Genomic DNA, 22,642 nt, shown 5'->3' on the forward strand with positions numbered 1-22,642 from the left:
CCGACCGGTTAGCGGGCAAACCTTTCCCTGTGGACGGCCGCTCGCAACGGCCGCCTGCGCCGCCAGTCGTGTCGCTCGAGGTCAGGAACGGACGCCAGCTCCGTTACCGGACCGAGGCACAGCCAGGCCACCGGCCGCACCCCGTCCGGGATGCCGAGCAACTCGGCGAGGAAGGGCTCCCGGTAGAAGCTGACCCAACCGACGCCGAGACCTTCCGCGGTCGCCGACAGCCACAGGTTCTGGATCGCCAGGCAGACCGAGTACAGGCCGGCGTCGGCGATCGCGTGCCTGCCGAGCACGTCCGGAGCGCCACGCCGGGGGTCGTAGGTGACCACCACCCCCATGCTGGACTCGCGGATCCCCTCGATCTTGATCCGGGAGAACCGCTCGGCCCGCTCGCCGGTGAGGGAGTCCGCGAACACCTGGCGCTCGGCCCGCACATGCTCGGCGAAGGACTGCCGGGTCCCGGGATCGGTGACCAGCACGAAATCCCACGGCTGGGTGAGCCCGACGCTGGGTGCGGCGTGCGCGGCCTCCAGCACCCGCTCCAGCACCTCCTCGTCCAGCGGCTCCCCGGTGAACTCCGCGCGTACATCCCGGCGCCGCCGCACCACCTCGTAGAACGCTTCCAATCCCGTCATCCCAGTACCCACTCCAGTGCCGCTCGAACGTCCCGCACGGTCCGTACCTCCTGCCGCGCCGGTCTACGGACGATCACGACCGGGAGGCCGAGATCCGCCGCGGCGGTGAGTTTCGCCGAGGTCAGCGACCCACCGCTGTCTTTGGTGACCAGTACCTCGATCCGGTGCGCGCGCATCAGCGCGGTCTCCCCGGCCACGGTGTAGGGGCCGCGGTCGAGCAGCACCTCGCACGCGGGTGGCAACGGTGGCGCGGGCGGGTCCACGCACCGCGCCAGGAACCACAGGTCGTCGTGCCCGGCGAAGGCGGCGAGTCCCTGCCTGCCGGTGGTGAGGAACACCCTGCCGCCCAGCCCCGGCAACGCGGCGGACGCGGCGTCCAGCGAGTCCACCCAGTGCCTGCTCCCGCCCGGTGACTCCGGCCAGCCCGGCCGTTCCAGGCGCAGCAGGGGGACCCCGGCCGCGCGGGTGCCGTCCAGCGCCGAGGCGCTGATCCGTTCGGCGAACGGATGTGTGGCGTCCACCACGGCATCCACCGCGTGTTCGGTCAGCCAGCGGGCAAGGCCCTCCGGGCCGCCGAACCCGCCGACACGCACCTCGCCCTCGGGCAGCCGCGGTCGCGCCACCCGCCCGGCCAGCGAGGATGTCACCGCCACCCCGCACCCCACCAGCGCGGCGGCCAGCTCCCGCGCCTCGGCGGTGCCGCCGAGAACCAGCACCCTCGGACGCTGCCTCATACCGGCCCCGGCTGGTCGCGGCGCTCCCGGCCCGCCGAGTACAGGAAGCTGTCCGGGAAGTTCTCCGCCGCGAGCACCTTGCCGACGAACACCGTCGCCGCGCGGGTGATGCCCGCGTCCCGCACCTGCTGCGCGATCTCGTCGAGCCGGCCGCGCAGCACCCGCTGGGCCGGCTGGCTGGCCTGCGCCACCACGGCCACCGGGCAGTCCGCACCGTAGTGCGGCAGCAACTCCTCGACCACCTGCTCGATCCGGTTGATCGCCAGGTGCAGGGCGAGGGTGGTGCCGCTGGCGGCGAGGGTGGCCAGGTCCTCGCCCTCGGGCATCGCGGTGGACCGGGCCTGCACCCTGGTCAGGATCAGGCTCTGTGCCACGGTCGGCACGGTCAGCTCCCGGTTGAGCACCGCCGCGGCGGCCGCGAACGCGGGCACCCCGGGGGTCACCTCGTACGGCACGCCCGCCGCATCCAGGCGACGCATCTGCTCGGCCACCGCGCTGTACACGGCCGGATCCCCGGAGCACAGCCTGACCACGTCCTGGCCACGGGCATGCGCGCCGGTGAGCTCGTCGAGGATCGCCTCCAGGGTCAGCCGGGCGGTGTCCACCAGCCGCGCGCCCTCCGGGCAGTTCGCGAGCAGGTCGGTGGGGGTCAGGCTGCCGGGGTAGAGGCAGACCGGGCAGCGGGCCAGCAGGTCGCGCCCGCGCACGGTGATCAGGTCGGCGGCGCCGGGGCCCGCGCCGATGAAATGGACGGTCATGGTTTGCCTACGCTCCACTGGGTCACGGCACGCGCCGGGGTCCAGCCGGTGAGGCCGCCCAGTGGCGCCGCCTGCTCGATCGAGATCCGGACCAGCTCCCCGCCGTGCTCGGCGTACGCGGCGGCCAGCGCCTGCTCGGCCTGCAGGGTCACGCCGTTGGCGACCAGCCGCCCGCCCGGCCGCAGCCCCGCCCAGCAGGCGTCCAGCAGACCCGGCACGCCGAGGCCGCCGCCGAGGAACACCGCGTCCGGGGCGGCCAGCCCGGCCAGTGCCGCCGGTGCGGCGCCGGTGACCACCCGCAGGTCCGGCACGCCGAGCTCGCGAGCGTTGCGGCCGATCCGTTCGGCCCGCGCGGGGTCGCGCTCCACGGCGATCGCCCGGTTCGCCGGGTGCGCCCGGCACCATTCGATCGCGATGCCGCCCGCGCCCGCGCCCACGTCCCACAGCAACTCGCCGGGCCGGGGGGCGAGCCGGGCCAGGCTGCTCGCCCGCAGGTCGCGCTTGGTGAACTGCCCGTCGTGTTCGAAGACCTCGTCCGGCAGCCCGGCCAGCGTGCCCAGCAGCGGGGTGCCCGGCTGTGCCGCGCATTCCACCGCGACCAGGTTCAGCGCCGCGCCCTCCGCCCGCTCCCAGTCGTGCGCGATGCCGGTGACCGCGCGCTCGCCCGCGCCGCCGAGCTCCTCCAGCACGGTGAGCGAGCTCGGTCCGTAGCCGCGCTCGGTGAGCAGCTCGGCCACCTCGGCCGGGGTGGCCGAGCCCTCGCTGAGCACCAGCACCCGCCTGCCCGGCGCCAGCACCCTGGCCAGCCGATGCACCGCGCGCCCCACCACGCTGACCACCTCGGTCTCCTCGGCCGACCAGCCGAGCCTGGCCCTGGCCAGCGCCACCGAGGACACCCCGGGCAGGATGCGCAGCCGGTCCGCGCCGAGCCTGCGGGCCAGCGTGCCGCCGATCCCGGACAGCATCGGGTCGCCGCTGGCGAGTACGCAGACCCGGCGGCCCGCGTGCGCGGCGAGGGTGGCGTCCAGGTTCGGCAGCAACGGGCTCGGCCAGCGCACCTTCTCCGCTCCGCGGTCCGGGACCAGCTCGAGCTGCCGGGCGCCGCCGAGCAGCACCTCGGCGGCGTCGATCGCGGCCCGGGACGGCTCGGGCAGCCCGGCCCACCCGTCGGCCCCGATCCCGACCACTGTGACTTTCTCGACCACCTGCCGGTTTCCCCTCGGCTCTGCGCGCGACGCGATCGCGTCGCCGGGGCTTGACTTGGTCACGCACCTTCCCTTTCCGCTGGTCGGAAGCCCCGCCGCCACGATCGCGGGCCTTCGGCCGGGGCGCGCCCGGGTGGGCACCGTGCTGCCGCGGCAGCGTCCGTGAGGAGGCTGTGCTGACGGAACCGTATGCGATGATGCCCCGGACGGTCGCCGAGGAACCCGGTGCGAATCCGGGGCGGTCCCGCCACTGTGACCGGTCCCACCGCGGGCCGGGAGCCAGAGCTTCGGGCGGCCGTCTCGTGCTGGGCTGACCCGGCGCGGGCCGGTCCGGTGTGGGCGTGGACACCCACTCGTGGCAAAGGAGTTGATACGTGCGGCCGTACCCGTTCACCGCTGTCGTCGGGATGCAGGATCTGCGTCTCGCCCTCGTGTTGTCGGCCATCTCACCCGCGATCGGCGGGGTGCTGGTGCGTGGGGAGAAGGGCACCGCGAAGTCGACCATGGTCCGTGCGCTGGCCGGGCTGCTGCCGAGCGTGGACGTGGTGGAGAACTGCCGCTTCTCCTGCGATCCCGCCGCCCCCGACCCGCGTTGCCCGGACGGCCCGCACCAGCAGGGTGAGCCAGCGCACCGGCGTCCCGCGCGGCTGGTCGAGCTCCCGGTCGGCGCGGCCGAGGACCGGGTGGTCGGCTCGCTGAACCTGGAGCGCGCGCTGTCCGAGGGGGTCACCGACTACCAGCCCGGGCTGCTGGCAGGCGCGCACCGTGGCCTGCTCTACGTGGACGAGGTCAACCTGCTGCACGACCACCTGGTGGACACCTTGCTGGACGCCGCCGCGATGGGGCGTGCCACGGTCGAGCGGGAGGGCGTCTCGGTCTCGCATGCCGCCCGGTTCGTGCTGATCGGCACGATGAACCCGGAAGAGGGTGAGCTGCGGCCGCAGCTACTCGACCGGTTCGGCCTGACCGTGGAGGTGACCTCCAGCCGCGAGCCCGAGCAGCGGGTGGAGGTGGTCCGGCGCCGGCTCGCCTACGAGTCCGACCCGGAGGGTTTCGCCGAGGGCTACACCGAGTCCGATGCCGTGCTTGCCGCGGATATCGCCGCGGCGCAACGGTTGCTGGGTTCGGTACGGCTGACCGATGAGGCACTGCTGCAGATCGCCGAGGTATGCGCCTCCTTCGAGGTGGACGGGATGCGCGCGGACATCGTGACCGCGCGGACCGCCGCCGCGCATGCCGCGTGGTGCGGAAGGGACACGGTGTCCACGGAGGACATTCGAGCCGCGGCCAGGCTGGCCCTGCCGCACCGTCGCCGGCGCAACCCCTTCGACGCGCCCGGGATCGACGAGCAGCAACTCGACCAGGCGTTGCAGGACGCGCAGCCGCCCGAGGACCCGGACCCGGGGCCGGAGGACGACGGGCCGGGACCCGGTTCGGGCGGCGAGGCGCCCGCGGGGGACCAGCCGGGCGACGCGGGCGGTGACTCCGGTGACTCCGGCGACTCCGGCGGCCCACCCGATGGCGGTGGTGACCAGGGCGGCCAGCGCACGGTGGGGGCCGGCAGCCCGTACCGGGCCCGGCTGCTGACCGTCCAGGGCACCGGGGCGGGCGCGCAGGGGCGCCGCTCCCGTGCGGTCACCGAGGCCGGCCGCACGGTCGGGGTGCGTCCGCAGGGCGTGCGTGCGGGCGGGCCGCACCTGCTCGCCACGGTGCGCGCGGCGGCGCCGCACCAGCGTGCCCGCGGCCGCTCCGGCCCCGGCCTCACGCTGCGCCCGCGGGACCTGCGCTACGCGGTACGCGAGGGCAAGGAGGGCAACCTCGTGTTGTTCTGCGTGGACGCCTCCGGCTCGATGGGCGCCAAGTCGCGGATGCGCGAGGTGAAGTCCGCCGTGCTCTCCCTGCTGCTGGACGCCTACCAGCGCAGGGACAAGGTCGGGCTGGTCACCTTCCGGGGCACCGACGGCGAGCTGGCGCTGCCGCCGACGATCAGCGTGGAGGCGGCGGCGGCCCGGCTGGAGACCCTGCCCACCGGCGGCCGTACCCCGCTGGCCGAGGGCCTGCTGCGGTCCGCCGAGGTGCTGCGCATCGAAGCCATCCGGGACCCGCGGCGCAGGCCGTTGCTGGTGCTGGTCACCGACGGGCGGGCGACCAGCGGCGGCGACGCCGTCGGCCGGGCGCAGGCCGCCGCCGGGCTGCTCGCGGGCAGCGGCGTGAGCGCCGTGGTGGTCGACTGCGAGTCCGGTCGGATGCGCCTCGGCCTGGCCGCCGAGCTGGCCTCCCGGCTCGGTGCGGAACACCTCCCGCTCGGCGAGGTCGGCGCCGACTCGCTGGCGGGCGAGGTGCGGATGCGGACCGGGAGGGCCGCCTGATGCCGAAGGGAAAGCCGGAGGTCGTCCCGGACGACGGCCTGACTACCAGGCAACGGCGCAACCGCCCGCTGCTGGCGGTGCACACCGGCACGATGAAAGGCAAGTCCACCGCGGCCTTCGGGATGGCGCTGCGGGCCTGGAACCAGGGCTGGTCGATCGGGGTGTTCCAGTTCGTCAAGTCCGCGAAGTGGCGGATCGGCGAGCAGGCCGCCTTCCAGGCGCTCGGCGAGCTGCACGCGTCCACCGGGCAGGGCGGCCCGGTGGAGTGGCACAAGATGGGTGAGGGCTGGAGCTGGTCCCGGAAGAAGGGGACCGAGGAGGATCACGCCGCGAGCGCGCGCGAGGGCTGGGCGGAGATCCGGCGCAGGCTCGCCGAGCAGGCGCACGACTTCTACGTGCTCGACGAGTTCACCTACCCGCTGCACTGGGGCTGGCTGGACGTGGCCGAGGTGGCCGCCGCCCTGCGCGAGCGTCCCGGCCGGCAGCACGTGGTGATCACCGGCCGGAACGCCCCCGCCGAGCTGCTGGACGCCGCCGACCTGGTGACCGAGATGACCAAGGTCAAGCACCCCATGGACACCGGCCAAAAAGGCCAGCGAGGTATCGAGTGGTGACCGGGTGGGGGTTGCGGTGAGTGGGGGAGTGCCGCGGATCGTGATCGCCGCGCCGGCCTCCGGGCACGGCAAGACCACCGTGGCCGCCGGGCTGATGGCGGCGTTGCGTTCCCGCGGGCTCACGGTCTCCGGGCACAAGGTCGGCCCGGACTTCATCGACCCCAGCTACCACGCGCTGGCCACCGGGCTGCCCGCGCGCAACCTCGACCCGTTCCTCCAGGGCGAGGACCGGGTGGTCCCCCTGCTGCTGCACGGTGCCCGCTCGGCGGATCTCGCCGTGATCGAGGGCGTGATGGGGATGTTCGACGGCGCGCTCGGCACCGAGGGCTACGCCTCCACCGCGCACCTGGCGCGGCTGGTGGACGCGCCGGTGGTGCTGGTCGTGGACGCGGGCGCGGCCAGCCGCAGCGTGGCCGCGGTGGTACACGGCTTCGCGCACTACGACCCCGGGGTGAAGCTGGCCGGGGTGATCCTGAACAAGCTCGGCTCGCAGCGGCACGAGGACGAGATCAGGGAGGCGCTGCGGCCCACCGGGATCCCGGTGCTGGGGGCGCTGCGCCGCACCGAGCACATCCACGCGCCGAGCAGGCACCTCGGCCTGGTCCCGGTGGCCGAGCGGGTGGACGAGGCACGGCGGTTCCTGCCCCGCCTGGCCTCCTGGATCGCCGAGGGTGTCGACCTGGCCGCGGTGGAACGGGTGGCACGGGCGGCCTCGCCGCTGACCGGAACGGCATGGGACCCGGCCGCCGAGGTCACGCGCGGCGGCCGTGGCGCGGTGGTGGCCGCGGCCGCGGGCCAGGCCTTCACCTTCCGCTACACCGAGACCGTGGAGCTGCTCGCCGCCGCGGGGGTCGAGGTGGTGGACGTCGACCCGCTGCACGCGGAGACCCTTCCCGCGGGGTGCGCCGGGCTGTACTTCGGCGGCGGCTTCCCCGAGGTGCACGCGGACGAGCTCGCGGCGAACGCCCCGCTGCGGCAGGCCGTCGCCGCGGCCGTGCGGCGGGGCATGCCGATGGTCGCCGAATGCGCAGGCCTGCTCTACCTGTGCCGCGAGCTGGACGGCCTGCCCATGGTGGGCGCGCTGGAGGCCACCGCGCGGATGACCGAGCGCGGCGCGCTGGGATACCGGCGGGCCACGGCGGCAGCGGACAACCTGGTGGCCGCGGGCGGGCAGCGGGTCACCGGGCACGAGTTCCACCGCACCGAGCTCGTTCCCGGCAGCGGTGCGCCGCCGGCGTGGCACTGGGAGGGGCGGCAGGAGGGCTTCGCCTCCCCGAGCCTGCACGCCTCCTACCTGCATGTGCACTGGGCCGGGTATCCCGAGCTCGCGCAGCGCTTCGCCACGAAGGTCCATGATGGACTGTGATCTGTGGCATCACGGGGATCGGGACCTCGCGGAGGGCCTCGTCGATCTCGCGGTGAACGTGCGGCTGCCGGCCCCGCCGGACTGGCTGCGCCGCGAACTGGCGGCCGGACTCACCGGGTTGGCCGCCTACCCGGACACCACGGAGGCCACCAAGGCGATCGCCGCGCGTCACGGCCGGGCGCCCGAGGACGTGCTGCCGACGGCGGGGGCCGCCGAGGCGTTCACGCTGCTGGGCGCGGCGTCACGGCCCCGGTACGCGGCCGTCGTGCACCCGCAGTTCACCGAACCCGAGGCCGCCCTGCGCGCCGCCGGGCACCCGGTCCACCGGGTGCGCCTGCCCCGCACCGGCGGTTTCCGGCTGATGCCCGCGGCCGTACCGGACGAGGCCGACCTCGTCTTCATCGGCAACCCCACGAACCCGACCTCGGTGCTGCATCCGGCCGAGGCGGTACGGGCGCTGTGCCGGCCCGGCCGGCTGGTGGTGGTCGACGAGGCGTTCCTGGACGCGGTGCCCGGGGAGCCGGAGACGCTCGCGACCGAACGGCTGCCCGGCGTCGTCGTGCTGCGCAGCCTGACCAAGACCTGGGGCCTCGCCGGGCTGCGCGCCGGGTACCTGCTCGCCGAACCGGAGGTGGTCGCCCGCCTGCGTGCCGTGCAACCGCCGTGGTCGGTGTCCAGCCTGGCGGCCGTGGCGATGGTGGCGTGCAGCGGGCCGGGCGCGGTGGCCGAGGCCGAGGCGCTCGCCGTGGCGGTGGAGCGGGATCGGGAGGCGCTGCTGGCCGGGCTGGCGGAGCTGGGGGTCACCGTGGCGGGCCGCCCGCGGGCGCCGTTCGTGCTGATCCGGGTACCCGGCGGCGAGCGCGTCCGGCTGGCGCTGCGGCGTGCCGGCTACGCGGTGCGCCGCGGCGACACCTTCCCCGGCCTCGGCCCCGACTGGTTACGCCTCGCGGTCCGCGACCCCGTCACCACCCGCGCCTTCCTCACCGCCTTCGGTGACTGCCTGGCGTAGTGGCGGTCAGGGGAAGGGGAGCGGGTCGGCGTCGCGTTCGGCCAGCAGGTTGGTCATCAGGTCGATCTCGTTGCCCTGGGACTCGAGCATGCTGCGGGTGAGCGCCCGCACCGCGGGCAGGTCCGTGTTGTCCAGGGTGTACTGGGCCATCTCGGTGCCGCCCTCGTGGTGGCGCAGCATCAGTTGGAGGAAGTAGACGTCCAGTTCCTCGCCGGACAGCGAGCGCATCTTCGCCAGCTCGGCGTTGGTGGCCATGCCCGGCATCGGCGGTTCACCGCCGGTGGTGCTCGCGGGGTCGGCCTCGTGGCCGCCGGTGTCCTGCCGGCCACCGGCCCCGCCATGCTCACCGTGCATACCGTGCCGCGGCATCCAGGTCATGTGCTCGCCCAGTGGCTGCTCGGGCTGGCCCCACAGCATCAGCCAGCCCTTCATCCGGCCGATCTGTTCCAGCTGGGTGCTGCCGATGTCGAAGGCGAGCTGCCGGATGCGCTCGTCGGTGCTGTGGTCGCGTACCCAGTTCGACATCGTCACGGCCTGGATGTGGTGCACCGACATGTCCTGCGCGAAGCCGACCTCGACCGAGCCGGACGCGGGCGGCGCGGCCTGCTCCTCGCCGGTGGACCGGCCGATCAGCAGGCCGATCGTCGCGCCGACCAGCAACACGGCAAGCGCGGCCGCCCCGAAGATCACGGCCTTCGACCAGGTGGCCTGTGCCGGTTCGGGGGTACCTTCCGGCTGCTCGGCGGGCTCGGCCGCGCCCGTGGACCCGGTGGGTTCGGTGGCCATGCCTCAGCCCTCCGAAGGCTGGGTCGGGGCCTGTCCCTGGCCGGGATTACCGCCCATGTCCTCCGGGGTCGCCCCCTCGGAACCCTGGTAGTCCATCGGTTTGGCGTCCGGGCCCGGCGGCTCCGCGTTGAACGGCGGCGGGTTGTCCGCGTCGAACTGGCCCGGCCCGAGCGCGTCGCAGGAGGCGCCGATCTCCGGGTAGGTGTTCTGGTTCAGCCGAAGCGCGGTGATGAACTGCTCGATCCGCTCGTCGTCCACGCTGTCCAGCTTCAACTGGTGGCCCCAGGATTGCAGGGAGACCGGCTGGTCGAGGCCGGGGTAGGGGGACAGCATCATGTAGGGCTTGCCCTCGACCCGCAGCTCGAGCTTGTCCAGTGCCTCACCGCTGACCTGGTCCGGGTTGTAGGCGATCCACACCGCGCCGTGCTCGAGGGAGTGCACCATGTTCTCGGTACGCACCGCGTTCGGGTAGACGATTCCGGTGCAGGCGGCCCAGAAGCCGTCGTGCGGTCCGCCGAACGGCGGGTTCTGGTCGTAGGCCACCCGCTCGGTCGGCAGGATGTGCCTGCTGCCCTCGTACTGCTCGAGCTTGATGCCGGGAATGTCGGTGGACGGGTCCGGGTTCTCCGCGGACGGGGTGAACGCCGCGGCCGCCTCCTCCCGGTCGGCCTGCGCCCGCTTGTCCGCGGACTCGACCCAGTAGTACGTGAACACGCTGCCCGCCAGCAGGACGATCGCGATGACCGCGATGATCGTGCCCCACGGGGTGTGTTTCTTCGCGACCACCGAACCGCGGGCCGCCTTGACGGGCTGCTTCTTCGCGTTGCCCTTCTTCTTGCCGCTTGCCATGACTCCCGCGTTTCGTCGAGTGGAGATCCTGCGCCAGTTTAGGGGTCGCGTGTCGGATCGTTGTCAATCAGTCGCCAATGACCAGGTACGCCCGGGCGGTCGGCGCCGTGACCCCGGAACATAGAATCCCGGAGTGACTCCCGCCGCCCTCGCTGACCTGGTACGGACATCCGCCGTGACGGTACTGGCCGCACGTGGTCTCGACCACACCGTGCTGCCGGACACCGTGACGATCGAGCGTCCGCGCAATCCCGAGCACGGAGACTACGCGACCAACCTGGCGCTGCAGGTAGCGAAGAAAGTAGGGCTCGCCCCGCGCGAGCTGGCCGAGGCGCTGGCGGCGAGCCTCGCCGAGGTCGAGGGGGTCGCGGGAGCCGAGGTCGCGGGCCCCGGCTTCCTCAACCTGCGGCTGGCCGCCGACGCGCAGGGCGAGCTCGTCCGCCAGGTGCTCGCCGCGGGCGAGCGTTACGGCACCGGGGACGCGCTGACCGGCCGGGAGATCAACCTGGAGTTCGTCTCGGCCAACCCGACCGGGCCGGTCCACCTCGGCGGTACTCGCTGGGCAGCGGTCGGTGACGCGCTCGGCCGCGTCCTCGCCGCCCAGGGCGCCGAGGTGACCAGGGAGTACTACTTCAACGACGCCGGGGCGCAGATCGACCGGTTCGTCGACTCGCTGATCGCCGCGGCCAAGGGGGAGCCCGCACCGGAGGACGGCTACGCCGGTACCTACATCAGCGATATCGCGGCCGAGATCATCCGCACCGAGCCGAGCGCGCTCTCGCTGCCGGAGAGCGAGCGGCACGAGGTGTTCCGCCGGCTCGGCATCGAGCGGATGTTCGACGAGATCAAGAAGAGCCTGCACGAGTTCGGCACCGACTTCGACGTGTACTTCCAGGAGGACTCGCTGCACGCCTCCGGCGCGGTCGAGCGGGAGGTCGAGCAGCTCAAGGAGTCCGGCAGCCTCTACCTCGCGGACGGTGCCTGGTGGCTGCGTAGCACCGAGCACGGGGATGACAAGGACCGGGTGGTGATCAAGACCGACGGCGCTCCGGCCTACATCGCCGGCGATATCGCCTACCTGCGGAACAAGCGCGACCGCGGCTTCGACCTGTGCATCTACATGCTCGGCGCGGACCATCACGGGTACATCGCCAGGCTGAAGGCCGCCGCGGCCGCGATCGGGGACGACCCGGAGGTGGTCGAGGTCCTGATCGGGCAGATGGTGAACCTGGTCAGCGAGGGCAAGCCGGTGCGGATGAGCAAGCGGGCCGGCACCGTGATCACGATCGAGGACCTGGTCGAGGCGGTCGGCGTGGACGCCGCGCGGTACGAGCTGACCCGCTACTCCGTGGACTCCACCCTGGACGTCGACCTCGACCTGCTGCGCAAGCACACCAACGAGAACCCGGTGTTCTACGTGCAGTACGCGCATGCGCGGCTCGCCTCGCTACAGCGCAACGCCACGGAACTCGGGCTGTCCTCCTCCGCGGACGCGGACTTCAGCCTGCTCACCCACCCGCGGGAGGGTGACCTCATCCGCACGATCGGGGAGTTCCCCACCGTGCTGCGCAGGGCGGCCGAGCTGCGTGAACCGCACCGGGTCGCCCGTTACCTCGAAACGCTCGCGTCGGCATACCACAAGTTCTACGACGTGGCGCGCGTCCTGCCTCAGGGCGACGAGGAGGCAACCCCGCTGACCTACGCCCGGCTCACGCTGTGCGAGGCCGCGAGGCAGGTGCTGGCCAACGGTCTCGCGCTGCTCGGCGTCTCGGCCCCGGAACGGATGTAACAGATGTGCGCTCACCCCGCGGGGCCTCGGCATGCCGAGGTGTTCCCGCACGCCGACCGAGCCGGTTTCCCGCCGTCCACTGTGGACGAACTGGACCGGCTGTATCCCAAGGTGTGGCCCCGCAACGCGTTTCGTGCCCCGGACGGGGTGGTGCGGATAGCGGGCGTCGACGTTCGCGAACTGGCGACCACGTACGGGACGCCGCTCTTCGTCGTGGACGAGGCCGACTTCAAGTCGCGGTGCGCCGAGTACGCCGAGGCTTTCGACGATCCCACCCTGGTGCACTACGCGGCCAAGGCCTTCCTGTGCACCGAGGTCGCCAGGTGGATCAGGGGCCAGGGGCTCAGCCTGGACGTGTGCAGCGGAGGGGAACTGGCGATCGCCCAGCGCGCCGAGTTCCCGCCGGAACGAATCACCTTCCATGGCAACAACAAGTCCGTCGCGGAGCTGGAGGCCGCGGTCGAGGCCGGGGTGGGCACCGTGGTGCTCGACTCCTTCTTCGAGATCGCCAGGCTGGCCGAGGTCGCCGCGCGGCAGGGCATCGTCCAGCCGGTGTTGATCAGGGTGACGGTGGGGGTGGAGGCGCACACCCACGAGTTCATCGCCACCGCGCACGAGGACCAGAAGTTCGGCTTCTCGCTGGCCGCCGGGGCCGCGGCGGAGGCCGTCCGCAGGGTGCTGAACGCGCCCTCGCTGCGGCTGATCGGGCTGCACAGCCACATCGGCTCGCAGATCTTCGACCCGGACGGCTTCGAGGTGGCCGCGCGCAGGGTGATCGGGCTGATCGCCGAGCTCGGCAAGGAACACGGCAGCGAGCTGGTCGAACAGCTGTCCCTTGTGGATCTCGGCGGCGGGTTCGGCATCGCCTACACCGAGCGGGACAACCCGCCCCCGCCCGCGCAGCTGGTCACCCAGATCAGGGAGATGGTGCGCAAGGAGTGCGAGTTCGCCGGGCTGCCGGTGCCCCGGATCGCGGGGGAGCCGGGAAGGGCGATCGCCGGACCGGGAACGGTGACACTCTACGAGATCGGCACGGTCAAGGACGTCGCGCTCGGCGACGACGAGTTCCGCCGGTACGTCAGCGTGGACGGCGGGATGAGTGACAACCTGCGCACCGCGCTGTACGACGCGGCCTACGACTCCAGGCTGGTCTCCCGCTCCGCGGGCGACGGGCAGCCGGAGCAGGCCTCCGCCGTGCTGTCTCGCGTGGTGGGAAAACACTGTGAGTCCGGCGACATCGTGGTCCGCGACTGCTGGCTTCCGGACACCCTGGCACCCGGCGACCTGCTCGCCGTCGCGGCCACCGGGGCGTACTGCTACTCGATGGCCAGCAACTACAACCGGCAGCCGCGCCCGGCGGTCGTCGCCGTCCGCAACGGCGGCCACCGCCTGCTGTTGCGCCGGGAGACCAACGAGGATCTGCTGCGCCTGGAGGTTTCGTGAGCACGCACGGCACCGAAGCACCGCGACCGATCAGGATCGCCCTGCTCGGTTGCGGCACGGTCGGAGGTGAGGTCGTCCGGCTGCTCACCGAGCAGGCGGGCGAACTCGCCGCGCGGGTCGGCGCGCCGCTCGAGCTGGCCGGAATCGCCGTCCGCAGGCCGGACAAGCATCCCGAGCTGCCGCCGCAGCTCCTCACCCCGGACCCCGCGAAGCTCATCGAGTCCGACGCGGACGTCGTTGTCGAGCTCATCGGCGGGATCGAACCGGTACGTGACTGGCTGCTTGCCGCCCTGCACAAGGGAAAGTCCGTAGTGACCGCGAACAAGGCACTGCTCGCGGAATGCTCGGGTGAGCTGTCCGAGGCAGCCGACTCCTCCGGTGCGGACCTGTACTTCGAGGCGGCCGTCGCGGGCGCGATCCCGCTGCTGCGCCCGCTGCGTGAGTCCCTCGCGGGGGACCGGATCACCAGGGTCATGGGGATCGTCAACGGCACCACCAACTACATCCTGTCCGCGATGGACTCCACGGGCGCGGGCTACGCCGAGACCCTGGACGAGGCGAGCAGGCTCGGTTACGCCGAAGCAGACCCGACCGCGGACGTCGACGGCTACGACGCCGCGTCCAAGGCCGCGATCCTCGCCTCACTGGCCTTCCACAGCAGGGTCACCGTCGCCGATGTGCACCGCGAGGGCATCGCCGGGGTGAGCTCATCGGACATCCTCGCCGCGCAGAAGATCGGGCGAGTGGTCAAGCTGCTGGCGATCTGCGAGCGGGTCACCGCGGAGGAAGGGGCCGAGTCGGTCTCCGCGCGTGTGCATCCGGTGATGATCCCGCGTGCACACCAGCTCGCCGGCGTCGGCGGGGCCTTCAACGCGGTGTACGTCGAGGCCGACGCCGCGGGTGAGCTGATGTTCTACGGTCAGGGCGCGGGCGGCGCGCCGACGGCCAGCGCCGTGCTCGGCGACCTGGTCACGGTGGCTCGCAACCGCGTGCTCGCCGGGCGTGGCCCGCGCGAGTCGGCCCATGCGGCGCTCCCGATCCGGCCGATGGGGCAGACCCCGACCCGGTATCACATCAGCCTCGACGTCGCCGACCGTGCGGGTGTGCTGGCCCAGGTGGCGCAGGTCTTCGCCGTGCACGACGTCAGTATCGCCGCGGTGCGCCAGCGGGACCGGCTTTCCACCGCGAGTCTGGTCATCGTGACCCACTCGGCGCCGGACTCCGCGCTTCAGTCTACTGTGGATGAGATCAGCAGGCTGGATGTCGTGCGCGAGGTGGTCAGCGTGATGCGGGTGGAGGGTGAGGACTCGTGACGGACCGCAAGGCCGGCTCGCCGGGCATCATCGCGACCTACCCCGAGCGGATCCCGATCCCGGAAGGGGCGAAGATCGTCACGCTCGGCGAGGGCAACACGCCGCTGCTGCACGCGGGGCACCTTTCCGGGGTCACCGGGTGCGAGGTCTACCTGAAAGTGGAGGGCGCCAACCCCACCGGTTCGTTCAAGGACAGGGGGATGACCGTCGCGATCACCCATGCGCTGGCGAGCGGGCTGCAAGCGGTGGTCTGCGCGTCCACCGGCAACACCTCGGCCTCGGCGTCGGCCTACGCGGCACGTGCCGGGCTGGTCAGCGCGGTGCTGGTACCGCAGGGCAAGATCGCGCTGGGCAAGATGGCGCAGGCGGTGCTGCACGGGGCGCGCATCCTGCAGGTGGACGGCAACTTCGACGACTGCCTCGAACTCGCCCGCAAGACCGCGGCCGACTACCCGGTGACCCTGGTCAACTCGGTGAACCCGGTACGCCTGATCGGCCAGAAGACCGCGGCCTGGGAGATCTGCGATGTGCTCGGGCGGGCACCGGACATCCACTGCCTCCCGGTCGGCAACGCCGGGAACATCACCGCTTACTGGGCGGGTTACGCCGAGTACGCCGCGGACGGGATGGTCGAGGCCACCCCGCGGATGTTCGGCTTCCAGGCGGCAGGCGCGGCGCCGCTGGTGCATGGCGAGCCGGTGCCCGCACCGGAGACCGTGGCCACCGCGATCCGGGTGGGCAGCCCGGCGTCCTGGGATCCCGCCGTGCGGGCGCGTAACGCCAGCGGCGGGATCTTCGAGGCGGTGACCGATCAGGACATCCTCGCGGCGTACCGGCTGCTGGCCGCGCGCGAGGGCGTGTTCGTGGAACCGGCGTCCGCGACCAGCGTCGCCGGCCTGCTGGCCACCGCCGCGGACGGCCGCGTGCCGCCGGGTTCGACCGTGGTCTGCACGGTGACCGGACACGGCCTCAAGGACCCCGGCACCGCCCTGGAGGGCAATGTGGAGGTGGAGCCGCTGGCCGTCGACCCGCGCGCCGTGGCGTCCGCATTGGAGCTGTCATGACACCCCTTGGGTCAACCCGCGGCCGTCACGGTGACCGTAGAGCGCGCCCTCGGCCGGAGGCCCCGCTGTCGGGGCGGCGGGGCGCGTGTCCTGGTGGCCATGCGCTGGGTCGTGCGGGGCGTCCCGTCGACACGATCGCGGACGCGCGCGGGGCCGCGGAGGAGCGAGCATGACCGGCTCCGGCTTCCGGATCACCGTCCCGGCTTCCAGCGCGAACCTCGGACCGGGCTTCGACACCTTCGGCATGGCGCTCGCCCTGCACGACGTGGTCGAGGTGCGGGTAAGGGAGTCCGGCCTCGAAGTGGAGGTCGGTGACGCGGGCGCGGGCGATATCGGCGCGGTCCCGACCGATGAAGGTCACCTCGTGGTGCGCGCGCTGCGCCGGGCCTGCGCGCACCTCGGCGTGGAGGTGCCCGGCTTGCGGCTGCGGTGCCACAACGCGATCCCGCACGCGCGTGGCCTCGGTTCCTCCGCGGCGGCCGTGGTCGCCGGCATCGCGGCCGGGTTCGCGCTGGCCGGCAGGGAGGCGGCGAGCGAGCAGGACACCGTACTGAAGCTCGCGGCCGAGTTCGAGGGACACGTCGACAACGCCGCCGCCAGCCTGCTCGGCGGGCTGGTGCTCGCGTGGTGCGAGGGGGAGCGGTTCCACGCGCGGCGGCTCGACCCGCACCCGGGTGTGCGACCCGTGCTCGCGGTGCCCGCGCAGCGGTCGTCCACCGACGAGACGAGGGGGCTGTTGCCCGCCGAGGTCCCGCATGCCGACGCCGCGTTCACCGCGGGCAGGGCGGCGCTGCTAGTGCACGCCCTGACCGCCGCGCCCGAGCTGCTGCTGCCCGCCACCCAGGACAGGTTGCACCAGGGATACCGGGCCGCCGCATACCCCGGCACCGCCCGGCTGGTCGACACGCTGCGTGAGCACGGCCTCGCCGCCATGGTGTCCGGTGCGGGGCCCGCCGTGCTGGCCCTCACCGTGGACGGAACAATTCCTCCCGGCGTCGACGTTACGGGTTTCGTGGTCACCGAGTTGGCGGTCGACCTGGTCGGCGTGCAGGTTGTCGCCGCCTGACAGAACGTCCGAGCGCCGCTGGGAACCGCGGGCGGGGCGTACGACCCGCGGAGGTGACGGTCGTGACGGACTCCGAGCCTCGCCCCGCCCGTCTACCACCACCCAGATGGTGGCGCTCCGCGCCGCTGCGCTGCTGACACCGGTCGTGCCGCGCGTTTCCAGACAAGCGCTGACACGCGCGGCGCCAACTGGGGGGTGGTTGTTGCACCACGTCGCAGGGCCGTCTACCCTCGGGGGCGTTCGTTCACCGTGCGCATTCCGCACCCGATGCCGATGCCGGGAACAACTCCCGGATCGCATCTTCCGTCCAGCCGGCACCCCTTGGCACGGGGCCGGTGCTGACGTAGGCGGGTCTCGGTATCCGCGGTGACCGATTTCACGGGTTCCACCTGGAGCCCGTACCTCCCGTGCTGGCGGCTTCGCCGCTGTGACTGGCACGTCTCAGCCTGGGCACGCCCGCACCGGGAACAAAAGGCCGTTTCGCAATTCGGACGCGGGCGGCAGTCCGCTGACTCACCATGGAGGCGTGGGTCGGTAAGGAAGGACTTGTGTGAGCAACACCGATCTTTTGAGCGGCGAAGTGGACCCCCAGACGGCAGCCCAGAATGAGAAGGCAGGCGCCGAGGACTCCGGGGAGCAGGCGCCGCAGGCGAACGGCACCGCCGCGCCGAAGCGCCGTCCCGGTGGTCTGTCCGGTATGGTCATCGCTGACCTGCGGGCACTCGCCACCGAGCTGGGCGTGAGTGACACGACCGGCATGCGCAAGGGGGATCTGATCGCCGCGATTCGTGAGCGGCAAGGCAAGAGCAAGCGTCGCGGCAACGGCGGAGACACCCTGCCTCTCGACGGCATCGACACCGACTCGGAACAGCCGAGCGCGGACGACCCGAAGCCCGACACCAAGACGGAGGCCAAGACGGAGGCCAAGACGGAGACCAAGGGCAAGGCCGAGCAGAAGGCGCGCCCCGACGAGGGCGACGCCGCTCAGCCCGAGGTCACGGCGACCAAGGCCGCCGAGCCGACCGAGACCGGCGGCGGGGCCAAGGAGCCCAAGGACGCCAAGGAGCCCGTCAAGGAGTCCGTCAAGGAGTCCAAGGAGGCGCAGCAGCTCGCGAAGCAGGCCGAGCAGGGTGGTCCGGCGGACCAGGCCCCTTCCGGTGGCCAGCAGGGCGAGGAAGGCGGCCGTTCGCGGCGTCGCCGGGGCGGTTCCGGCCGGTCGGGCGGCGGCAGTGGCGAGTCCGGTGGTGGCCAGGACAGCGGTGACCAGCGCGGTGACCAGCGCGGTGACCAGCGTGGCGACCAGCGCGGTGATCAGCGTGGCGACCAGCGTGGTGACCAGCGCAAGCAGAACGACCGCCAGAACAACAACCAGCGCAACCAGGGCCAGCAGGGCCAGCAGGGCAACCGTGGTGGCCAGGACGACGACGATGACGGGGGCGGCCGCAGGGGTCGTCGGTTCCGGGACCGCCGTCGCCGTGGTGGCCGTGGCGACGGCGGCGGCAGCCCGGACACCGAGATCCGCGAGGACGACGTCCTGCTCCCCGTCGCGGGCATCCTGGACGTGCTGGAGAACTACGCTTTCGTCCGCACGTCGGGCTACCTGGCGGGGCCGAACGACGTGTACGTCTCGCTCTCCCTGGTGCGCAAGTACAGCCTGCGCCGCGGGGACGCGATCACCGGTGTGGTGCGCCAGCCGCGGGAGGGCGAGCAGCAGCGGCAGAAGTTCAATCCGCTGGTGCGGGTGGACAGCATCAACGGCCTCGAACCGGACCAGGCGAAGAAGCGCCCCGAGTTCACCAAGCTGACCCCGCTGTACCCGAACGAGCGGCTGCGGCTGGAGACCACGCCGAACAAGCTGTCCACCAGGGTGATCGACCTGGTGATGCCGGTCGGCAAGGGCCAGCGGGCGTTGATCGTGTCGCCGCCGAAGGCCGGTAAGACGACGATCCTGCAGGACATCGCCAACGCGATCACCACGAACAACCCCGAATGCCACCTGATGGTCGTGCTCGTCGACGAGCGGCCGGAAGAGGTCACCGACATGGAGCGGTCGGTGAACGGGGAGGTCATCGCGGCCACCTTCGACCGCCCGCCAGCCGACCACACGGCGCTGGCCGAGCTCTCCATCGAGCGGGCCAAGCGGCTGGTGGAGATGGGGTACGACGTCGTCGTGCTGCTGGACTCGGTGACCAGGCTCGGCCGCGCCTACAACCTGGCGGCCCCGGCGTCCGGCCGGATCCTCTCCGGTGGTGTGGACTCCACGGCGCTGTACCCGCCGAAGCGGTTCCTCGGCGCGGCCCGCAACATCGAGAACGGTGGTTCGCTGACCATCTTCGCCACCGCGCTGGTGGAGACCGGTTCCACCGGTGACTCGGTGATCTTCGAGGAGTTCAAGGGCACCACCAACGCCGAGCTGAAGCTGGACCGCAAGATCGCCGACAAGCGAACCTTCCCCGCGGTGGACGTGAACCCGTCCAGCACCCGCAAGGAGGAGCTGCTGCTGCCGCCGGACGAGCTCGCGGTCACGCACAAGCTGCACAGGGTGCTGCACGCGTTGGACTCCCAGCAGGCCATCGACCTGCTGCTGGACCGGCTGCGCAAGACGAAGACCAACATCGAGTTCCTGATGCAGGTCTCCAAGACGGCCCCCGGCCAGGACGACGACTGATCAACCCGACTGATCAACCCGACTGATCGATCCGTGAGCAGGGAACAAGGCGGGGAGTGGGCGCGTTGTAGGGTCTGGCAGAATCATCCGCTGAAGTCCGGCACCGGTTCACCCCGCTGACATCCCGCGGGGACCCGGCGGCCACCCGAGAGAGGACACCATGAAGAGCGGTATTCACCCCGAATACAAAATCACGAACGTGCACTGCGGTTGTGGCAACAGCTTCACCACCCGCAGCACCAAGGACACCGGCGATATCCACGTCGAAATCTGCTCGAAGTGCCACCCGTTCTACACCGGCAAGCAGAAGATTCTGGACACCGGTGGCCGGGTCGCCCGGTTCGAGGCCCGCTACGGCAAGCGGCCGAAGAAGGCAGGCGGCAAGTAGCTTTCGTGACGGCGCCCACTCCCGGTCGGGGGGTGGGCGCCGTTTCTGTGTCGTAGCTGTGTCCATGGCGGTTCTGGTGAAATGAGGTCAGCGTGGAATCGGACTCTTTGCGGAGTTTGCTCGACGAGCACGCCGAGTTGGAGCAGCAGCTCGCGGAACCGTCGGTGCACGCCGACCAGGACCGCGCCCGCAAGCTGGGCAGGCGGTATGCCGAGCTGACGCCGGTGGTCAAGGCGGTCGCCGAGCTGGAGGCGGCCCGGGCCGACCTGGCAGCGGCCAGGGAGCTCGGGAGCGAGGACTCGGCCTTCGCCGCCGAGGCGCAGGAGCTGGCCGAGCAGGTCCCGGTACTGGAGGCGAGGCTGACCGAGCTGCTGCTGCCGAGGGACCCCCACGACAGCTCCGACGTGCTGATGGAGGTCAAGTCGGGGGAGGGCGGCGAGGAGTCGGCGCTGTTCGCCGGCGACCTGCTGCGCATGTACCTGCGTTACGCCGAACAGATGAACTGGAAGGTCGAGGTACTCGGTTCGACCGAGTCCGACCTCGGCGGCTACAAGGACGTGACGATCTCGATCAAGGGCCGGGACGCCACAGCGGCCGGGGTGTGGGCGCGGATGAAGTTCGAGGGTGGGGTGCACCGGGTGCAGCGGGTACCGGCGACCGAGTCGCAGGGCCGGATCCACACCTCGGCCGTCGGGGTGCTGATCTACCCCGAGCCCGAGGAGGTCGAGGTGGAGGTGGACCCGAACGACCTGCGTATCGACGTGTTCCGGTCCTCGGGCCCCGGCGGGCAGAGTGTGAACACCACCGACTCGGCGGTGCGGGTCACCCACCTGCCCACCGGGATCGTGGTGTCCTGCCAGAACGAGAAGTCGCAGATCCAGAACCGGGCACGGGCGATCCAGGTACTGCAGGCCCGGTTGCAGGCCATGGCCGAGGAGGAGGCCGCGGCCAAGCAGGCCGACACCCGCCGCTCCCAGGTCCGCACCGTGGACCGCTCCGAGCGGGTACGCACGTACAACTTCCCGGAGAACCGCATCTCCGATCACCGGGTCAACTACAAGGCGTACAACCTGGACCAGGTGCTGGACGGCGAGCTCGACGCGGTGCTGGACGCGCTGGCCGCGGCCGAGCGGGAGGAACGCCTCGCCGAGCAGACTGTCTGAGAGCCTGGTCCTCAGCCCGCCCACTGGCCGGAGATGAACGAGGCGAACAGCATCGCCTGCAGCAGCCCGCCCGCGTACAGCGTGACGTAGGCCACCGGCCGGAGCGCCTGGCTACGCTGCGCGAGCGTGGCCAGCGCGAGGTACAGCGTCAGGCAGGGCAGCACGTACCGGTGCACCGAGACCACGTTGCTGTTCAAGGTGAACATCACGATGGAGACCAGGCCGAACACCGCGAGCGGCACCGGTGCCGTGCGGTCCGCGCGCTGCGCGAGTGGCAGGGCTTCGGCCGCGGGGCCGCGCGGCCGCCGGTCTCGCAGTACGCAGCCGATCAGGTAACAGGACGCGGCCAGCACCAGCGCCAGGCCGATCATCGGCAGCACGTGGCTGACCAGCCGCCAGTTGGTCATCTCGTCCAGCCCGAGCAGTGCGCGGCCGGTCAGCTCGGCCTCCTCGGCGATGGTGGCCAGGAAGTTCGGGTTGAATACGTGGTAGCTCCACGAGTCCGGAGCCGTGTAGGCATGGAACATGCCCAGCGCATCCCCGGTCACCATACCCAGGTACGTCATGTACCCGGCCAACCCGGCGAGGGCGGCAGGGAACCACATCAGGTTGACCGAAAGCAGGCCACGCCGACTCCACCCGCTTGACCGCCAGAACTCCAGGAAGCACAGGCCGACGAACAGCACGCCGGTGATCCGGCTTGCCGTGATCGCCATCAGGCACAGGCCCATCCAGGTCCAGTCGCGGCGCAGCGCGAACAGGTAGGCCCAGAAGCCGATCGCGCAGAACAGCGCCTCGCTGTAGAAGGCGTGCAGGAAGAACGCGGCGGGCGCGCCGAGGAACCCCGCCACGGCCAGCCATGGGCCGCTGCCCTCGCCGAGGTGGTACCGGACGATCTTCAGCAGGGCCACCACCGCGAGCCAGCTGGCCACCGTGTTGATCAGCATGCCAGCCGCCACCGTGCTCAGCTGGCCGAAGGTGATGGCCTGCACCAACCACACCGCGAACGGGAACAGCGGGTAGAACGCCGCGACACGCACGTCGTCGCTGTACTCGCCGTCCAGGATCCGCCCGTAGTGCACGCTGTCCCAGCGGAAGGTGTGTGTGAGCAGGCCTGCCTCCGAGCCCACGCCGGAGCCGGGAACGCCCCGCTCGGTGGGCAGCGTCGGTCCGAACAGCAGGGCGGCCGCCGTGAGCGCGAGATGCCAGAGCAGGACGACGAGCAGGGCCGCGCCGAAGTCGCCTGAGAGGAACGTGCGCCACCGGGAGGGTGGCGCGTCCGAGTCGCCGCGCACGGCCGGTATCGGCGCGGTCTTGTCCTCGGTCGCGGTGCCGCTGGTCATGTCGAGGCTCCTCGCCGGAATACCACGGTGCTGTACAGGACGTAAGAAAGCGGCGCCTGTAGGCGTGGATCGCC

General features: G+C 72.0%; 19 protein-coding genes and 1 riboswitch. Of the genes, 12 read left to right on the forward strand and 7 right to left on the reverse strand.

Going from position 1 to position 22,642, the window contains the following annotated elements:
• Positions 1-8 precede the first annotated feature (8 nt).
• The 4 genes from bluB to cbiE are packed head-to-tail and all read right to left on the reverse strand — an operon-like array spanning position 9 to position 3,374.
• Positions 9-641, reverse strand: a complete 633-nt coding sequence (gene bluB, locus FB471_RS27080) for a 5,6-dimethylbenzimidazole synthase (protein ID WP_142001133.1) — start codon at positions 639-641, stop codon at positions 9-11.
• Positions 638-1,375, reverse strand: a complete 738-nt coding sequence (locus FB471_RS27085; RefSeq protein WP_142001134.1) for a cobalt-precorrin-6A reductase — start codon at positions 1,373-1,375, stop codon at positions 638-640. Before FB471_RS27085 ends, bluB begins: the two co-directional genes overlap by 4 nt.
• A complete protein-coding gene (gene cobM / locus FB471_RS27090; protein WP_142001135.1) occupies positions 1,372-2,133 on the reverse strand; it encodes a precorrin-4 C(11)-methyltransferase in 762 nt (253 codons plus the stop codon). The genes FB471_RS27085 and cobM overlap by 4 nt, the downstream gene beginning before the upstream one ends.
• A complete protein-coding gene (gene cbiE / locus FB471_RS27095) occupies positions 2,130-3,374 on the reverse strand; it encodes a precorrin-6y C5,15-methyltransferase (decarboxylating) subunit CbiE (protein WP_211358270.1) in 1,245 nt (414 codons plus the stop codon). Before cbiE ends, cobM begins: the two co-directional genes overlap by 4 nt.
• 181 nt (positions 3,375-3,555) lie before the next feature.
• A riboswitch (cobalamin riboswitch) is annotated at positions 3,556-3,619 on the forward strand.
• A 93-nt stretch (positions 3,620-3,712) separates the two neighbouring features.
• Here cbiE and FB471_RS27100 point away from each other — a divergent pair.
• The 4 genes from FB471_RS27100 to cobC are packed head-to-tail and all read left to right on the forward strand — an operon-like array spanning position 3,713 to position 8,696.
• The gene (locus tag FB471_RS27100) at positions 3,713-5,707 is read left to right on the forward strand and encodes a putative cobaltochelatase (protein ID WP_142001136.1); all 1,995 of its coding nucleotides are present in this window, start codon (positions 3,713-3,715) and stop codon (positions 5,705-5,707) included.
• Entirely contained in the window at positions 5,707-6,321 is a 615-nt protein-coding gene (cobO, locus tag FB471_RS27105) for a cob(I)yrinic acid a,c-diamide adenosyltransferase (protein WP_142001137.1), read from the forward strand. The genes FB471_RS27100 and cobO overlap by 1 nt, the downstream gene beginning before the upstream one ends.
• A 37-nt stretch (positions 6,322-6,358) precedes the next feature.
• On the forward strand, positions 6,359-7,687 hold the full coding sequence (locus FB471_RS27110; RefSeq protein ID WP_142002561.1) for a cobyrinic acid a,c-diamide synthase CobB: 1,329 nt from the start codon (positions 6,359-6,361) through the stop codon (positions 7,685-7,687).
• Positions 7,674-8,696 carry an Rv2231c family histidinol phosphate aminotransferase CobC gene (gene cobC / locus FB471_RS27115; RefSeq protein ID WP_142001138.1) on the forward strand — a complete coding sequence of 341 codons (1,023 nt, stop codon included), beginning with the start codon at positions 7,674-7,676 and terminating at the stop codon, positions 8,694-8,696. Before FB471_RS27110 ends, cobC begins: the two co-directional genes overlap by 14 nt.
• Before the next feature lie 6 nt (positions 8,697-8,702).
• Here the strand turns inward: cobC and FB471_RS27120 are convergent, their stop codons facing one another.
• Together FB471_RS27120 and FB471_RS27125 are read right to left on the reverse strand one after the other, a co-directional pair.
• Positions 8,703-9,482, reverse strand: coding sequence for a DUF305 domain-containing protein (locus FB471_RS27120; RefSeq protein WP_142001139.1), 780 nt, complete (start codon positions 9,480-9,482; stop codon positions 8,703-8,705).
• A gap of 3 nt (positions 9,483-9,485) precedes the next feature.
• Positions 9,486-10,331 (reverse strand): thioredoxin-like domain-containing protein, encoded by an 846-nt coding sequence (locus FB471_RS27125; RefSeq protein WP_142001140.1) that lies wholly within the window; start codon positions 10,329-10,331, stop codon positions 9,486-9,488.
• 133 nt (positions 10,332-10,464) lie between these two features.
• Between FB471_RS27125 and argS the strand changes: the two genes are divergently transcribed.
• From argS to prfA, 8 genes are all read left to right on the forward strand, one after another.
• Positions 10,465-12,120: an arginine--tRNA ligase gene (gene argS / locus FB471_RS27130; protein ID WP_142001141.1), complete on the forward strand. Its 1,656-nt coding sequence runs from the start codon at positions 10,465-10,467 to the stop codon at positions 12,118-12,120.
• A 3-nt stretch (positions 12,121-12,123) separates the two neighbouring features.
• Positions 12,124-13,563, forward strand: a complete 1,440-nt coding sequence (gene lysA, locus FB471_RS27135) for a diaminopimelate decarboxylase (protein ID WP_142001142.1) — start codon at positions 12,124-12,126, stop codon at positions 13,561-13,563.
• Positions 13,560-14,876, forward strand: coding sequence for a homoserine dehydrogenase (locus FB471_RS27140; protein WP_142001143.1), 1,317 nt, complete (start codon positions 13,560-13,562; stop codon positions 14,874-14,876). The genes lysA and FB471_RS27140 overlap by 4 nt, the downstream gene beginning before the upstream one ends.
• Positions 14,873-15,940 carry a threonine synthase gene (gene thrC, locus FB471_RS27145; protein WP_142001144.1) on the forward strand — a complete coding sequence of 356 codons (1,068 nt, stop codon included), beginning with the start codon at positions 14,873-14,875 and terminating at the stop codon, positions 15,938-15,940. The genes FB471_RS27140 and thrC overlap by 4 nt, the downstream gene beginning before the upstream one ends.
• Positions 15,941-16,109: 169 nt before the next feature.
• Positions 16,110-17,006 (forward strand): homoserine kinase, encoded by an 897-nt coding sequence (thrB, locus tag FB471_RS27150; protein ID WP_142001145.1) that lies wholly within the window; start codon positions 16,110-16,112, stop codon positions 17,004-17,006.
• A gap of 550 nt (positions 17,007-17,556) precedes the next feature.
• Complete coding sequence (gene rho / locus FB471_RS27155; protein ID WP_142001146.1) at positions 17,557-19,674, forward strand: transcription termination factor Rho; 2,118 nt, start codon at positions 17,557-17,559, stop codon at positions 19,672-19,674.
• A 160-nt stretch (positions 19,675-19,834) separates the two neighbouring features.
• The gene (gene rpmE / locus FB471_RS27160; RefSeq protein ID WP_142001147.1) at positions 19,835-20,062 is read left to right on the forward strand and encodes a 50S ribosomal protein L31; all 228 of its coding nucleotides are present in this window, start codon (positions 19,835-19,837) and stop codon (positions 20,060-20,062) included.
• 92 nt (positions 20,063-20,154) lie between these two features.
• Positions 20,155-21,225 carry a peptide chain release factor 1 gene (prfA, locus tag FB471_RS27165; RefSeq protein WP_142001148.1) on the forward strand — a complete coding sequence of 357 codons (1,071 nt, stop codon included), beginning with the start codon at positions 20,155-20,157 and terminating at the stop codon, positions 21,223-21,225.
• An 11-nt stretch (positions 21,226-21,236) separates the two neighbouring features.
• On the opposite strand, the gene FB471_RS27170 is transcribed toward prfA, so the two are convergent.
• Entirely contained in the window at positions 21,237-22,568 is a 1,332-nt protein-coding gene (locus tag FB471_RS27170) for a mannosyltransferase family protein (protein WP_142001149.1), read from the reverse strand.
• Positions 22,569-22,642: the final 74 nt, after the last annotated feature.

Source organism: Amycolatopsis cihanbeyliensis (assembly GCF_006715045.1).
GTDB lineage: Bacteria > Actinomycetota > Actinomycetes > Mycobacteriales > Pseudonocardiaceae > Amycolatopsis > Amycolatopsis cihanbeyliensis.

Excerpts from the sequence above, each read along its gene's own strand:
- cobO (WP_142001137.1), top strand. The coding sequence starts at position 5,707 with ATGCCGAAGGGAAAGCCGGAGGTCGTCCCGGACGACGGCCTGACTACC.
- FB471_RS27170 (WP_142001149.1), bottom strand. The coding sequence starts at position 22,568 with ATGACCAGCGGCACCGCGACCGAGGACAAGACCGCGCCGATACCGGCC.
- lysA (WP_142001142.1), top strand. The coding sequence starts at position 12,124 with ATGTGCGCTCACCCCGCGGGGCCTCGGCATGCCGAGGTGTTCCCGCAC.
- bluB (WP_142001133.1), bottom strand. The coding sequence starts at position 641 with ATGACGGGATTGGAAGCGTTCTACGAGGTGGTGCGGCGGCGCCGGGAT.
- cobM (WP_142001135.1), bottom strand. The coding sequence starts at position 2,133 with ATGACCGTCCATTTCATCGGCGCGGGCCCCGGCGCCGCCGACCTGATC.
- FB471_RS27085 (WP_142001134.1), bottom strand. The coding sequence starts at position 1,375 with ATGAGGCAGCGTCCGAGGGTGCTGGTTCTCGGCGGCACCGCCGAGGCG.
- rpmE (WP_142001147.1), top strand. The coding sequence starts at position 19,835 with ATGAAGAGCGGTATTCACCCCGAATACAAAATCACGAACGTGCACTGC.
- cobC (WP_142001138.1), top strand. The coding sequence starts at position 7,674 with ATGATGGACTGTGATCTGTGGCATCACGGGGATCGGGACCTCGCGGAG.
- FB471_RS27125 (WP_142001140.1), bottom strand. The coding sequence starts at position 10,331 with ATGGCAAGCGGCAAGAAGAAGGGCAACGCGAAGAAGCAGCCCGTCAAG.
- thrB (WP_142001145.1), top strand. The coding sequence starts at position 16,110 with ATGACCGGCTCCGGCTTCCGGATCACCGTCCCGGCTTCCAGCGCGAAC.
- FB471_RS27120 (WP_142001139.1), bottom strand. The coding sequence starts at position 9,482 with ATGGCCACCGAACCCACCGGGTCCACGGGCGCGGCCGAGCCCGCCGAG.